This is a genomic window from Cryobacterium sp. PH31-O1, from assembly GCF_030063455.1.
Lineage (GTDB): Bacteria > Actinomycetota > Actinomycetes > Actinomycetales > Microbacteriaceae > Cryobacterium.
Genome location: NZ_JASITB010000003.1, coordinates 168,339 through 181,852, shown reverse-complemented (window position 1 = coordinate 181,852; position 13,514 = coordinate 168,339). Strand labels below are relative to the sequence as shown.

Annotated in this window: 14 protein-coding genes and 1 tRNA gene; 7 read left to right on the top strand and 8 right to left on the bottom strand. The window is 64.9% G+C overall.

Annotation, left to right across the window (positions count from 1 at the left end; translation table 11 throughout):
- Position 1 precedes the first annotated feature (1 nt).
- The 6 genes from QMK31_RS08075 to QMK31_RS08050 form a co-directional block, all read right to left on the bottom strand.
- Positions 2-880 carry a hypothetical protein gene (locus QMK31_RS08075; RefSeq protein ID WP_283500438.1) on the bottom strand — a complete coding sequence of 293 codons (879 nt, stop codon included), beginning with the start codon at positions 878-880 and terminating at the stop codon, positions 2-4.
- A 54-nt stretch (positions 881-934) separates the two neighbouring features.
- Positions 935-1,399 (bottom strand): VanZ family protein, encoded by a 465-nt coding sequence (locus tag QMK31_RS08070; protein WP_283500437.1) that lies wholly within the window; start codon positions 1,397-1,399, stop codon positions 935-937.
- 25 nt (positions 1,400-1,424) lie between these two features.
- On the bottom strand, positions 1,425-2,915 hold the full coding sequence (locus tag QMK31_RS08065) for an MFS transporter (protein WP_283500436.1): 1,491 nt from the start codon (positions 2,913-2,915) through the stop codon (positions 1,425-1,427).
- Positions 2,916-3,042: 127 nt separating this feature from the next.
- Positions 3,043-3,116, bottom strand: a tRNA-Pro gene (locus QMK31_RS08060).
- Positions 3,117-3,179: 63 nt separating this feature from the next.
- Positions 3,180-4,172 carry a metallophosphoesterase gene (locus tag QMK31_RS08055; protein ID WP_283500435.1) on the bottom strand — a complete coding sequence of 331 codons (993 nt, stop codon included), beginning with the start codon at positions 4,170-4,172 and terminating at the stop codon, positions 3,180-3,182.
- On the bottom strand, positions 4,169-6,778 hold the full coding sequence (locus QMK31_RS08050; RefSeq protein ID WP_283500434.1) for a transglycosylase domain-containing protein: 2,610 nt from the start codon (positions 6,776-6,778) through the stop codon (positions 4,169-4,171). Before QMK31_RS08050 ends, QMK31_RS08055 begins: the two co-directional genes overlap by 4 nt.
- 71 nt (positions 6,779-6,849) lie before the next feature.
- Here QMK31_RS08050 and sp36 point away from each other — a divergent pair, with 71 nt between their 5' ends.
- Together sp36 and QMK31_RS08040 are read left to right on the top strand one after the other, a co-directional pair.
- Complete coding sequence (gene sp36, locus QMK31_RS08045; protein ID WP_166788150.1) at positions 6,850-7,017, top strand: Sp36 family protein; 168 nt, start codon at positions 6,850-6,852, stop codon at positions 7,015-7,017.
- Positions 7,018-7,019: 2 nt separating this feature from the next.
- Positions 7,020-7,490 carry a RidA family protein gene (locus tag QMK31_RS08040; protein ID WP_283500433.1) on the top strand — a complete coding sequence of 157 codons (471 nt, stop codon included), beginning with the start codon at positions 7,020-7,022 and terminating at the stop codon, positions 7,488-7,490.
- Positions 7,491-7,561: 71 nt separating this feature from the next.
- Here the strand turns inward: QMK31_RS08040 and acs are convergent, their stop codons facing one another.
- Positions 7,562-9,535 carry an acetate--CoA ligase gene (acs, locus tag QMK31_RS08035; RefSeq protein WP_283500432.1) on the bottom strand — a complete coding sequence of 658 codons (1,974 nt, stop codon included), beginning with the start codon at positions 9,533-9,535 and terminating at the stop codon, positions 7,562-7,564.
- A gap of 405 nt (positions 9,536-9,940) precedes the next feature.
- On the opposite strand from acs, the gene QMK31_RS08030 reads away from it, so the two are divergent.
- The 5 genes from QMK31_RS08030 (at position 9,941) to QMK31_RS08010 (ending at position 13,231) form a co-directional block, all read left to right on the top strand.
- A complete protein-coding gene (locus tag QMK31_RS08030; RefSeq protein WP_283500431.1) occupies positions 9,941-11,059 on the top strand; it encodes a TadA family conjugal transfer-associated ATPase in 1,119 nt (372 codons plus the stop codon).
- A complete protein-coding gene (locus QMK31_RS08025) occupies positions 11,059-12,138 on the top strand; it encodes a type II secretion system F family protein (protein WP_283500430.1) in 1,080 nt (359 codons plus the stop codon). Before QMK31_RS08030 ends, QMK31_RS08025 begins: the two co-directional genes overlap by 1 nt.
- Before the next feature lie 109 nt (positions 12,139-12,247).
- The gene (locus tag QMK31_RS08020; protein ID WP_283500429.1) at positions 12,248-12,484 is read left to right on the top strand and encodes a DUF4244 domain-containing protein; all 237 of its coding nucleotides are present in this window, start codon (positions 12,248-12,250) and stop codon (positions 12,482-12,484) included.
- Entirely contained in the window at positions 12,465-12,842 is a 378-nt protein-coding gene (locus QMK31_RS08015; protein ID WP_283500428.1) for a TadE family type IV pilus minor pilin, read from the top strand. The genes QMK31_RS08020 and QMK31_RS08015 overlap by 20 nt, the downstream gene beginning before the upstream one ends.
- The gene (locus QMK31_RS08010) at positions 12,839-13,231 is read left to right on the top strand and encodes an Rv3654c family TadE-like protein (RefSeq protein ID WP_283500427.1); all 393 of its coding nucleotides are present in this window, start codon (positions 12,839-12,841) and stop codon (positions 13,229-13,231) included. Before QMK31_RS08015 ends, QMK31_RS08010 begins: the two co-directional genes overlap by 4 nt.
- A gap of 35 nt (positions 13,232-13,266) precedes the next feature.
- On the opposite strand, the gene QMK31_RS08005 is transcribed toward QMK31_RS08010, so the two are convergent.
- The gene (locus tag QMK31_RS08005) at positions 13,267-13,503 is read right to left on the bottom strand and encodes a hypothetical protein (RefSeq protein ID WP_283500426.1); all 237 of its coding nucleotides are present in this window, start codon (positions 13,501-13,503) and stop codon (positions 13,267-13,269) included.
- Positions 13,504-13,514: the final 11 nt, after the last annotated feature.

Below are 13,514 nucleotides of genomic sequence, written 5' to 3'. Positions count from 1 at the left end.
ACTAAACTGACCACTGCGCAAAGGTCTTCATCATGTCCGTGTGGGCGAAACCCGGCGTCTCGTGGGCGAGCGTGTGGTACATCACCTGGGTGTCGGCGGCGACCGGTTTGATCTTATTGATCAGGGCGAGTCCGTTCCTGCTGGGAACAACAACGTTGTCGGGGTGGGCGTCGTCTGAGACGAGCACCTTGACCCGGCTGTTGGTCCACGGCGTCGCGCTGATACGCGCCGGATTGGTGCCCTTGATCAGTGTGCGGTCGTTGCCGTAGGCGTCGCCGACGTGGGCCTGGTTCTGGGTGTCATAGGCGTAAAGCCACTCGTTGTCGTAGAGGGCGTTGACCATGTAGAGGCCGCGAATGTAGGGGATGAGCTTCTTGCCGTAGGTATAGCAGGCCAGGGACCCGCCGAATGACGTGGCGCGCAGAAAGTTGCGGCGCACGGTGTAGAGCGCAGTGAGGTAGGTCCAGGCGTTCTTTTGGGCAGTGGTCGCGATGGAGTTGGTGTACTGGGTGCCGCCGGCGTTGATGCAGATGGCGATGGTGTTCTGGTCGACGACGAGCTCTGCGGGGTACTTGAAGCCACCGTTGAGGGCGTTGTGCGAGCTGGATGCCGCGTGGTAAAACCACACCGCGCCCACCGAGGTGCTGGAGTTGCGCGAGATCGTCTGCGGAATGAACAATCGGGCCCGATCACCACCGATGTCCACCTCGATGTTGTCGTAGAGCTTCTTGCCCTTCTGGGTGAGCACATTCGACAGGCGCGACACCTCTCCGGGGAGCTTCGGAGCGGTGGCTGCGAAAGCGGCTGGTGTGCCGAGCGCACCCAAACCGAGTGTGGCTGCACCAGCAGTTGATAAAGTGAGAAACTCTCGACGCTTCATTCTGCCGAAGGTAGCAGAGTGAGTCCTCGAGGTCCAACCCGGGTTTTTCAGCCGCTAGGTCAGGTGCGGCGACCGGCGCGGTCCCAGGACTAGTCGAAGCACCCCGACCGCGAGACCGGCGCCGAGCAGCGCGCCGAGACCGTTCGCGACGACGTCGTTGACCGTGGCAAACCGCCCCGGCAGAAAAAGGAACTGGCCGAGTTCGATCATAGTGCTCACTAGCGCGCCGGTCACCGGGCCGAGCCACCAGCGGCGAGCTCCGGCGAGCACGACGACGAGCAGGCCCACCGGTATGAACAGGGCGATGTTCGCGGTGAATTCAATGGCCGGATAGTCCAGCCAGGTTGGAATGCCGTGGGAGTGCAGCCAGAGTACAACGGACGAAATCGACCCGTGCACGCCGCGATCGACGGGTGTCGGCCAGAAGGCGATCGCGGCCAGGGCGACAACGTAGGCCAGCGCAAGCCACAGGGCGCCACGGCGCAGCAGGCCATGCCGACGTTGGCGAATCGGGGTCATGAGTCGTGCTGCGCAGGCAACTGGCCTACCCCGCAGTGGTGGCCGGGCCGTTTCCGGCGACCCGCTTCGGCAGCGCGAACACCAGCACGAGCGCGAGCACGGCGAACCCGGCGCTGACTGCCATCGCCATGGTGGCGCTGTGCGTGAACGCGACGGCGAGGGCATCCGCTCCGGGGCCGGTAACCGTCAGCGTTCCGAAGAAGACGCTGCCGATCACGGCGATACCGACGGCGCTGCCGACGCGCTGCATGACCCCGACCACGCCGCTCGCCCCACCGGCCTCGGAGCGGTCGACGGTCGCCACGATGAAGGACACGTTCGGAGCGATGAAGAACCCGCTACCAACGCCAGCGATAAACAGAGGGGGAAGCAAGTGCCAATTGGTGAGGTCGCCCGGCGTCGTGAGCAGCATGACCAGCCAGATCCAGATAAGACCAATGGTGACGAGGGCTACACCCACAACAAGCACGGTGCGTCCGAGACGTTTAGCCAGTCGATCGCTCTGCGAGGCTGCCAGAATCGTGCCGATGGCGAAGGGAATGGAGACGATGCCCGATTCCAGGGCGGTGTGCCCGAGACCCGCCTGCCAGAGAATAGAGATAGTAAAGAAAATGCTGGTGAAAGCCGCAAAGTAGACCAACGCAAGAATGACACCACCGGTGAATGCTGGGTGCGAAAACAGGTGGGGTGGCACGAGGGGGCTACCGTTACGCCTTGCGACGCCGACCTCCCACGCGCCGAAAGCCACCACGAGCAAAGCCCCTGCGGCGAGAGTGAGGAAGGTCCACAGTGGCCAGCCCTGGTCCTGCCCCTCGATGAGTGGAACGAGGAGTGCAACGAGTCCGGCAGAAATGAGCACGAGTCCGAGCCAGTCGATGCCCGCTCGCGACACCTGCGTCGTTTTGGGGAGGGCGGCGCCGCTGGGCAGCAAGAATACGGTGGCAATGAGAGCGAGAAGACCGATGGGCAGGTTGACCCAGAACACCAGCCGCCAACCGTTGTCAACACCGAACGCCTCAATGATAAGACCGCCCACGATCGGGCCGAGCGCGGTAGACACACCGATCACCGAGCCCATGATCGCATAGGCCTTGCCGCGGGCGGCCGGCGGGAACATCAGTTGAATGACGGCGGTCACCGCCGGCACAAACATGCCGCCGGCCAGGCCCTGCACGACGCGAGAGATGATGAGCTGAAGGTCGTCCTGTGCCAGGCCGCAGGCAAGGCTCGCCAGGGTAAACAGGGCGAGACCGGTAAAGAAGACCCATTTGTGGCCGTAGCGGTCGCCGACCCGGCCAGCCGGAATGAGTGCGAGGCCGAAAGCGAGCGCGTAGCCGGAAATGATCCACGAAAGAGTCGCTTCGCTGGCGTCCAGGCTGGTGCGGATGCTCGGCAGCGCCACGTTCACGATCGTCGTGTCGAGCAAGGCCATGAACATGCCGGCGAGCAGCACGATGAGGGCCTGCCAGGCCCTGCGTGGAACGAATGGTGGTGTGCTGGCGGGAGTTGCGAACATGCAAGAAATCCATTCGCGCCGGTCTCCCGGCGATCCTCGGCAAGAGTAATGCTGATGCCGACAGAAGATCCTACAACAGAACCCCCACTCGCAATGAGTGGGGGTTTAATTGCAATTCCTTGTGCTGTCGGGGTAACAGGATTTGAACCTGCGACCTCGTCGTCCCGAACGACGCGCGCTACCAAGCTGCGCCATACCCCGATGGCCCGTAGGCCTCAATCAGTATAGGCGCTCTTGGCCCCCCACGACGAATTGAGCGAGTAGTTAGCCGGCGGTCAGGGTGAGCAGGGTCGCCTCGGGCGGGCAGGCGAACCGCACCGGCGCGTAGATCGAGGTGCCCAGGCCGGCCGAGACATTCAGGAACGCTGTGCGCAGGCCGTGGTTCCAGGTGCTCAGACCCTTGACCTGGCGGCGCGGGATATCGCAGTTGGTCACGAGCGCGCCGAAGCCGGGCACGCAGACCTGGCCGCCGTGGGTGTGCCCGGCCAGGATCAGCTGCGCGCCATGGTTCACGAAGGAGTTCAGCACCCGCTGGTACGGTGCGTGGGCGACGCCGACCGTGAGAGTCGACCGCTGGGCGACGGCTTCCTCCGGGTCGGGCCAGACATCATCGCCGAGCGGGTCGTTGGCCCGCAGGTCGTCGATCGCCCGGGTGATCAGGTCGAGCCGATCCCGGCCGATGTGCGGGTCGTCGACGCCGAAGAATTCGACGTGGGTGCCGTTCAGGTCGAGGGACTCGGCCGCATTGTTGATGTCGGTCCAGCCGAGGTCGGCGAACACGCGGCGCAGCGCGTCGGTGTCGAGTTCTTCGCGGCGCATGCTGCGCCGGCTCGACGGCCCGCCGAAGTAGGTGAACGGGTTCTTCAGCTGAGGCCCGATGTAGTCGTTGGACCCGTTGACGAATACGCCGGGAATTCCGCGGAACGGCGCGAGGGCATACTCGATGCCGGTCACGCCGTCTTCGTGGCCGAGGTTGTCGCCGGTGTCGACCACGAGGTCGGGCTTCAGCGCGGCGAGGCCGCGCACCCACTCCTGCTTGTTTTTCTGCCATGGCGCCATGTGCAGGTCAGAGAGATGCAGCACGCGAATCGGGGCGGAACCCGGTGCGAGCACCGGAACGCTCACCTCACGCAGGGTGAACCGGTTGCGTTCTACCAGGGCGCCCCAGGCGAAGGCGGCGAGGCCGAGCGCGCCCGCCGCCGCGAGCGACCTGCCGACGAGCTGCCCGCCCTCGCCGAGGCGGCGACGCGCGCTCATCCGTTCTTCTTGTCGGGGGCACTGCCCGGAGCGGAGGCTGCGGGCGCCGGTGCGTACTTGCCGATGACGATGGTCAGGGCAGCACCGGGACGGCTGGCCGTTCCCACACCCGGCTGAACGGCAACAACCTTGCCATCCTGGGCCTTGTCGGTGGTTGCCTGCTCCAGCTTGGCCACGGTGAAGGTGTACGGAGCTGCGGTGAGTGTGGTGCGGGCATCCGTTTCGTTCTTGCCAATGACATCGGGAACGGTCACCCCCGAACCATCACTCGAGAAGGCGGTAACGGTGGCACCGCGAGTGGATGCCGAGCCGCCAGCAGGATCCGTGTTGGCCACGGTCCCGGCGGGCATCTCCGAGGTGGTCACACCGCCGTCGACGAACAAGAAACCAGCCGCCTGGATGGTGGATTTGGCCTCGGCCATGGACTTGCCGCGCACATCAGGAACCGGAACGGCCACCGCGTTGATCACGTTCGATGAGGCCTCAGGAAAGTCATCCCCGCCGTACTTTGCGTTGGCGGCCGACATGACCAGGGGCCAGATACGGTGGCGCGCCGTAGAGGCATCCTTACCAAACAGCCTGGACTTGTAGCTGCGCTGGTTCTTCCAGTTCGAGCCCCCGACGTTGACTACGCCAACCACCGTGGCGACCTGGGTGGTTGCACCGCTCATCCAGGTGTCCTTAGCGGAGTCGGTGGTGCCGGTCTTGCCGATCATCGGCGGGCGCGGCGAAGTCGCTGCGTTGGAGGATCGCGCCGTTCCATTGGTCATGACCGTTTGCATGGCGTACTGCATTCCGGCGGCTACCGCGGGCTCGACCGACTGGGTACAGTTCGATTTCGGAATTGGCAATTCGGTACCGTCGGAGCGGATCATCTTCGTGATGGCAACCGGCGTGCAGGTCATGCCATTGTTGGCGATACCGGCGAAGGCCGCAGCCATGGTCAGGGGTGCGATTTCATTGGTACCCAGCACTGAAGCGGCGTTTTGGCCGAGGTCGCCTCCATCCGCGCGATGGACGCCAAATGACTCGGCAGTCTTACGAATGCCGCACAGGTCCAGCTTCTTGGCCATACCGATAAAGCCGGTGTTAATGGAGCCAGTCGTGGACTGCAGGGCAGAATAGTTGGGGTTTGATTCACTACTGCCTCCGTCGTTACGGGGGTTGAAGTCTTGGGCGTCATAGTTCTGTGGTCCCAAACAGCTGTCCTGAAAAACGCCCCAGTTGGATTTACGGCGGGAGTCGACGCGCTCAGTGAGCGCGTGGCCCTCTTTGAGCCACTCGGCGAGGGTGAATACCTTGTAGGTAGAACCGGGTTGAAATCCATTCGATCCGCCGTACGCGTGGTCGGTGTTGTAATTGAGGCTCGTGTAGTTCGCACCGGTGGCCTGTACGGCAGGGTCTTGGCTGTAATCCTTATTCTGAGCCATCACGAGGATAGCTCCGGTACCAACCTTTACGCTGGAGACGACGCCACCGATGTTCCAATCGTTGACGACCTTGGGAACGTTCGCGTTGAGTGCGGCCACGGAGGTGGCTTGAAGATCCAGGTCGAGCGTCGTATAAACGTTGAAGCCTCCACGGCTGAAGTTAGCCACGCGCTCTTCCTCCGTCGCGCCGAAGGTCGGGTCGTTTTTGAGGACCTTTGTTACGTAATCGCAGAAGAAAGCGTTGTCGCCGGCCGTCTGGCAGCCGGTACTCGGCACGGTGATGACGGGCTCGATGGGCGTGGCGATCGCTGCGTCATAGTCTGCCTGGCTGATCTTGTCGTACTTCTGCATTTCTTGAAGGATGTAATCGCGACGATCCTTGTTGGCCGCGTAACCATTGGCCGCACCGTTGGTTTCGCTGTTGGGGCGATCGAGCTGAAATTTCTGCGGGTTGTTCACGATCGCCACGAGGCTCGCGGCCTGCGGCAGTGTCAGATTGATCGCGGTGGTGTTGTAGTAGTAGTTGGCGGCGGCTTCGATCCCGTAGACCGTTCCGCCATAGCCGGCGATATTCAGATAGCCGCGAAGAATGTCGGCTTTGTCGTACTTCTTTTCCAAGCCGATGGCGAGACGCATCTCGCGCAGCTTGCGGTCGGCGGTGGTCTGGGTCGCATCCGTATAGCATTCCTTCGCCTTAGCGGCGTCGGTCATTACCTCGCACTTTTGAATGAGCACATTTTTTACGTATTGCTGGGTGATCGATGAGCCACCGCGGGTTCCGCCACCGGCCAGGGTTTGCACAGCACCATTGAAGCTGGACTGGATGTCCACACCGCCGTGCTGCCTGAAACGCGGGTCTTCACCGGCGATGGCGGCATCCTTAGCGAACTGACTGATCGCGTCGGATGCAACGTCAACTCGGTTTTGCTCGTAGAACGAGGCGAGGAGCACGCGGGTACCTACCGGGTCCTCGGCGTTGGTCGAGGCGTAGATATTGCTTTTCTGGGCGAGCTGATCGATGGCGAGATACTCGGGCAGGCTGTCGAACACGTTGATGGTGTTCGTAGCGGCCATGCCGGACAGGGCAACGGCAGGGGCGACGGCGGCGGTCACGAGAATACCGGCAACGGCACTCATCCCGACGAGACCCAGGAAACCCCCCAGAGCCCCGCTCACGGTTCGATTTTTGGCAGACATAGACTTGAGCTTAAACGACAAATCTGAATGCCCGCCTCAATAGGAGTCACATGCCCGCCTGGGAATACCTCACAACGCCGTTGATGATCCACAATACGGCCGCCATTTTGAACAACTGGGGCACCGACGGGTGGGAACTCGTGCAGGTCGTACCCGGCCCAGAAGGTGGCCTCGTCGCTTATCTGAAACGCCCACTCGCCCCAAAGGAAGAGGCATAACCGTGTCGAAGATCGAAGCACGCCTGGCTGAACTGGGCATTGAACTGCCCGGTGTCGTTCCCCCGGTCGCCGCCTACCTGCCCGCAGTCATCAGCAACGGGTTCGTCTACACTGCCGGGCAGCTGCCCATGGTGTCGGGCGCCCTACCCGCCGCCGGCAAGGTTGGCGACGGTCACGGCCTCGTTCCCGCCGCTGACGCTCAGGAGTACGCCCGCACCTGCGCGCTCAATGGTCTTGCGGCCATCAAGAGCGCAATTGGGTCGCTCGACCGCATCACTCAGGTCGTCAAGGTAACCGGTTTCGTCGCGTCCGACCCGTCATTCACCGGCCAGCCGACCGTCGTTAACGGTGCCTCCGACGTACTCGTCGAGATCTTCGGCGACCTCGGCCGCCACGCGCGGTCGGCCGTTGGCGTGGCGGTGCTGCCGCTGGATGCCCCGGTCGAGATCGAATTCGTCGTCGCCTTCGCGTAAGCGCTACCTGCGCAAAAAAGCGGATGCCGCTCCCCACCGGGGGAGCGGCATCCGCTTTATTTAAGCAGCTGCTACTTCTTCATCTGCGACGTGATGGTGTTCATCACCATGGTGTCGGCGAGGGTCGTCACGTCGCCGACGTCGCGCCCCTCGGCCGCGTCGCGCAGCAGGCGCCGCATGATCTTGCCTGAACGGGTCTTCGGCAGCTCGTCGACGATATAGATGTCGCGCGGGCGGGCGATGGCACCGATCTGCTGGGCAACGTGCGCCCGCAGAATGCTGACGATGTCCTCGTGCGAGGCGATCTCAGCCTGGCTGAACTTGATCACCACGAACGCGACGACCGCCTGACCGGTGGTCTCATCGGCGGCGCCGACCACAGCGGCTTCAGCCGTGAGGGAGTGGGCCACGAGGGACGACTCGATCTCGGCGGTGGACAGGCGGTGGCCCGACACGTTCATGACGTCGTCAACGCGGCCGAGCAGCCAGATATCACCGTCGTGGTCGAGACGGGCGCCGTCGCCGGCGAAGTACAGCGGGCCGTCCTTCGCGCCGGTGGTGCCGTCGAACTTGTCCCAGTAGGTCTCCTTGAAGCGTTCAGGGTCGCCCCAGATGCCGCGGAGCATGGCCGGCCAGGGCTGCGTGACTACGAGGAGCCCGCCGTTGCCGTGACCGACGTGCTGGCCGTCGTCGTCGAGCACGTCGATCGTGATGCCGGGAACGGGAACCTGGGCAGCGCCCGGCTTCGTCTCGGTGAGACCGGCCAGGGCCGAGACCATGATCGATCCGGTCTCGGTCTGCCACCAGGTGTCTACGATCGGCGTGAGGTTGCTGCCGATGACCTCCCGGTACCACATCCAGGCTTCGGGGTTGATGGGCTCGCCCACCGAACCGAGTACGCGCAGGCTGGACAGGTCGAACTTCTGCGGAATCTGACGGCCGAGTTTCATGAACGTGCGGATGGCGGTTGGCGCTGTATACAGAATCGAGACCTTGTACTTCTCGATGATCTCCCACCAGCGGCCGGTGTGCGGGGAATCGGGGGTGCCCTCGTAGAGCACCTGGGTGGCGCCGTTGGCGAGCGGTCCGTAAACCACGTAGCTGTGTCCGGTGATCCAGCCGACGTCGGCGGTGCACCAGTAGACATCCGTTTCGGGCTTGAGGTCGAAAACGTTCTGGTGGGTGAACGCATTCTGGGTGAGGTAGCCGCCGCTGGTGTGCAGGATGCCCTTCGGCGCGCCGGTCGTGCCCGATGTATACAGAATGAAGAGCGGGTTCTCGGCCGGGAAAGCCTGCGCTTCGTGCTCGGGCGAAGCGGCGTCCAAGGCGTCGGACCACCAGATGTCGCGGTCGTTCCACTGCACATCCTGGCCGGTGCGCTTGACTACGAGCACGTTCTTCACCGAGGAGTCGTTGCTCTGCAGGGCGGCGTCCACGGCCGGCTTGAGTGCGCTCACCTTGCCCTTGCGGTAGCCACCATCGGCGGTGATGACGAGCACGGCGTTGGCGTCGTCGATGCGGGAGCGCAGGCTCTCCGCGCTGAACCCGCCGAAGATGACGGAGTGCACGGCACCGATCCGGGCGACGGCGAGCATAGAGATGACGGCCTCGGGAATCATCGGCAGGTAGACGGCCACGCGGTCACCGGCCGTGACGCCGAGTCCGAGCAGAACGTTGGCGGCCTTTTTGACCTCGGTGGTCAGTTCAGCGTAGGTATAGCTGCGCGAATCGCCGGGCTCACCCTCGAAGTAGAGCGCGACGCGGTCGCCGTTGCCAGCCAGCACGTGGCGATCGAGGCAGTTGTAGGCGACGTTGAGTTCGCCGTCTTCGAACCACTTCGCGAACGGGGGGTTCGTCCAGTCGAGGGTCTTGGTGAATGGCTTGTGCCAGTGCAGCAGATTACGGGCCTGATCAGCCCAAAACGTGGCCGGGTCCTTCTGGGCGTCGGTGTACAGATCTGGTGTCGCTGCTGTCTGTGCGGCGAACTCGGGAGTGGGCGCGAATCGACGCGATTCGTGCAGGAGGGTGTCAATTTTAACCGTCATATGTGTAATTCGCTCCTTTGCGGTACGTGCATGCAGGACATTGCCAGCTCACCTGAACCCTACCGGTTTTGCGTCAATCTCTGTATACACAAACGAAATACTGAGAAACGGCCCCTCGTTTCGGGGGCAAACTTTACCCCCCAGGCGAGTGTCCTCTCAAATGAGGACAATGGACTTGCAATTTTGGCGCGGCTGCGTAAACTAAAACACGTCTGAACGAAAGTTTTGACCAGCACCGCGTACGGTTCCCCCCAATCTACGTGGTGCTAGGCGGCACCTGTTCCCCCCAATAGGTGCCGCCCCTTCTTTTTAACCCGACTCCTCCACCGACCGGCTGGCGAGCAGGCACTGCACAGATTCGACCGCGGCAGCAGACGCGTGGTCACCCGGTCCTAGCCTCGAAGCATGGGCCAGCCCTTCGTTGCCGTTCCGTCGTATGCCGTTCCGGTCGTGGAGCCGCGGGCAGATCCTGGCACGCCGCTGGCGGCCGGTATCAAATCTGCTGCACCGCCGCTCGCGAAGACAGCTCGGCATCGCACGGCGGCAATGCCTGAAGCTGAACCGACCGCGGTCGGCAACGAGCGGATGAATGTGCGCGCGCTCGGACCGTTGGCGAGCTACGCCGCACACCCCGACACCACGGACCTGTTCGTCAATGGCGACTCCGGGCTGTGGATCGACGCCGGGCACGGCCTCGCGTTCGCGCCAGCGTGGCAGCTCGGCGAGGCCGCGGTGCGGGAATTGGCTGTGCGGCTGATCGCGCTCGGCGGCCGGCACATCGACGAGGCTAGCCCGTGCGTGGATGTGCGTCTGGCCGACGGTATTCGGGTGCACGCTGTGCTGCCGCCGGTGTCGAGTACCGGAACGCTGCTCTCGATTCGACTGCCGCACGCCGCAGATCGAAGCCTCGGTGCTCTCGCAGAAGCTGGATTGTTCGGCGTGGGGGAGGCATCCGCTGCCCGGCTGAGCCGGCTGCGCGCTGCGGTGCGAGGCCGTCAGAATCTGCTCATCACCGGTGCCGCAGGAAGCGGGAAGACCACCCTGCTGGCCGCGCTGCTCGGCGAAGCGCCCGCGGACGAGCGCATCGTTGCGATCGAAGATGTGGCCGAGCTGCGCATCCGCCACCCGCACGTCGTCGCGTTGGAAGCCCGGCAGGCCAATCTGGAGGGAGCCGGGCGCATCGGCCTCGAGGCGCTGCTGCGCGAGGCGCTGCGGATGCGGCCGGATCGCCTCGTGCTGGGTGAGTGCCGCGGGTCTGAGATTCGGGAGCTGCTCGCCGCCCTCAACACTGGGCACGACGGGGGAGCCGGCACGCTGCACGCGAATTCGCTCGAAGATGTTCCGGCTCGGTTGGAAGCACTCGGAGCGCTTGCCGGGATGAGCGCCTCGGCCGTGGCCCGGCAGACGGTGAGCGCGATCGGGCTGGTGCTGCATCTGGAACGCACCGACGGCGTGCGCAGGCTCGAAGCGGTCGGCCGGTTCACCCTCAACGGCCGCGACCGCCTGTCAATCGAGGCGGTCTGATGCCGGCTGAAGCGGTGCCGCAGCTTGAGGAAGTCGCGGCGGTCACCCAGCGGCTCGCGGTACTGCTGTCGGCCGGCGTCTCCCCGGTCTCGGCGTGGGGGTATCTGTTGCCGGCCAGGGACGCGACGGCCGGTTCGGGTACTGAGCCGATAACGGCCGGGTGGAGGGGCAGCCCGCCGCCGAGCCGGGCTGTTTCGGCGACCACGGGCATCCTTCGGGCTGCAGCCCGGGCGGCGACCCGCGGCGACAGTGTGGCCGACGCGATCGCTGGCCAGGCACGCCGGCAGGCGGGGGAGCACCGGCCGGCCGGCGGTGTGCGCCCGGCGCCATCCTCGGCCCGCGCCGGGCGACGGGGGGATTCGGCGGGGCAGGCTGAGAGCGCGTGGCTCGGCCTCGCTGCCGCCTGGCAGGTGGCGACTCAGGCGGGCGCCCCGCTCGCCGGGTGCCTCCGCGAACTCGCCGCGTCGTTGCGAGAACTCTCCCAGGTGCAGCGCGACCTGGAGGTAGCCCTGGCTGCCCCGCGAGCGACCGCCCGGCTGGTCATGGTGCTGCCGGTGATCGGCGTTCTTTTCGGCAGTCTGATGGGTTTCGACTCCCTGCGTACCCTGTTTGCGACCGTGCCGGGTCTGGTCTGTCTTGGTGGCGGTGCGCTGTTGATGCTCGCCGCCGCCAGTTGGAGCCGCACCCTCGTGCGCCGGGCCGCCCCGACGGAGCTGACTCCCGGGCTGCGCCTGGAGCTCATGGCGATTGCCATGTCCGGCGGCGGATCGGTCGACCGTTCGCGGGCCCTGGTTCATGCCGCGGTCGGGCGCTACGGCATCACCTCCGATTCCGACGTTGATCCCATTGATCGGGTGCTCGCCCTGTCGATCCGCGCCGGGGTTCCCGCCGCGGAATTGCTGCGCAGTGAGGCCGAACAACTGCGCCGCGATGCCCGCAATGCGGGGGCGCGCCGGGCAGCGACGCTTTCGGTGACGCTGATGTTGCCGCTCGGATTGTGCGTGCTGCCTGCGTTCATGCTCGTCGGGGTGGTGCCGCTGCTGATCAGTGTGCTCTCCTCCACCCTGACGACGTTCTGAAACTTTGCACAGATGGGCGGATGCGCCAGCGCGGACCAGCAGACACGAGCAGAGTGAACGTGCTCGTGCCGCCCAACCAGCGTCGATGGACGCCGAAGGAGACGAGTCTGTGTATACAAAGATGCCTGGAGCGCCAGCAGAAACTGCAGCAAGCACTAAACCCGACGTGCGCGGTCGCGCTGCGCTTCGACGCCTGGCCGACGAAGCTGGTGCCGCGACCGCGGAATACGTTGTGGCCACCATGGCCGCGGTCGGATTTGCCGGGCTGCTCATCGTCATTTTGCGCAGCGACGAGGTGCGGGGAATGCTCACCGATCTGGTGCGTCGTGCTCTCAGCATCGGGTAGCTGGGGTTTTCGGAGTCTTCGCGGCCTTCGGGATAATCGGGGCAGCACGACGGCCGAATTCGCCACGGCGCTGCCGGCGGTTGTGCTCGTTCTGGTCTGTTGCCTCGGCGCCGTTCAGGTGGTCGGCGTGCAGGTGCGGTTGACGGATGCCGCCGCCAGCGCCGCCCGTGCGCTCGCGCGCGGTGACAGCGCGGGGCGGGCCGCTGGGCTCGTGCGAAACGCGGTCACCGGGGCAAGCCTGTCTTCGGATCGCCGCGGGGAGTTCGTCTGTACCCGAGTCACGGCGCAGGGGCTGCCAGGGCTGTTCGTAGCCCTGACCCTCGAAGCGCACTCCTGCGCCCTGGCCGGCGGCTTATGAGCGCGCTGGGCGTCCATTGGACGGCCGGTACTGCCGAAGGTCGACTTTCCGAGCGCGGCGCTGGGTCAATCCTGGCCCTCGCGGTGCTCGCGGGCACAGTGCTGCTGACCACCCTGGTCGTGTCGATCCTCGGGCTGCTCGCTGTCGGACGATCCGTCGCAAATGCGGCCGATGCGGCAGCCCTCGCCGCCGCCGACACCGCCTCCGGGGCGATCGCGGGCTACCCCTGCGCGGCAGCGGATGCCGCAGCAACGCTGAATGAGACGGCCGTCACACGCTGTACGGTGACGGGGCTAATCGCATCCGTTTCGGTGCGGCGTCGGGTGCACGGCATCGACATTTCCGCGAGCGCCAGGGCCGGGCCGCCGCCGGAGACGCCGACTGGATAAGCCGGCCAGATATGCCGGCCGGGCGCGAACGAGAACTAGGAGAGGAGTACCTCGAGGTAGCGGTACTCGACCGCGCTTGGGCGGCCGGGGGAGTCGGAACCGTCAAACTCGAGGCCGGCGCCGCGCGCGTAGAGATAGCGCTTGCCAGAGTCGGCCGGAATCTCGATGCGGGGCTGCGGATCACCCGAGTCGAGGAAGGTTGTCGTGATTGTCTTGCCCTGAAGGGGCCCATCCGTCAACTTCGCGGTGTATGTGGCCGTCATTGTACCCATGGGTCTATTCT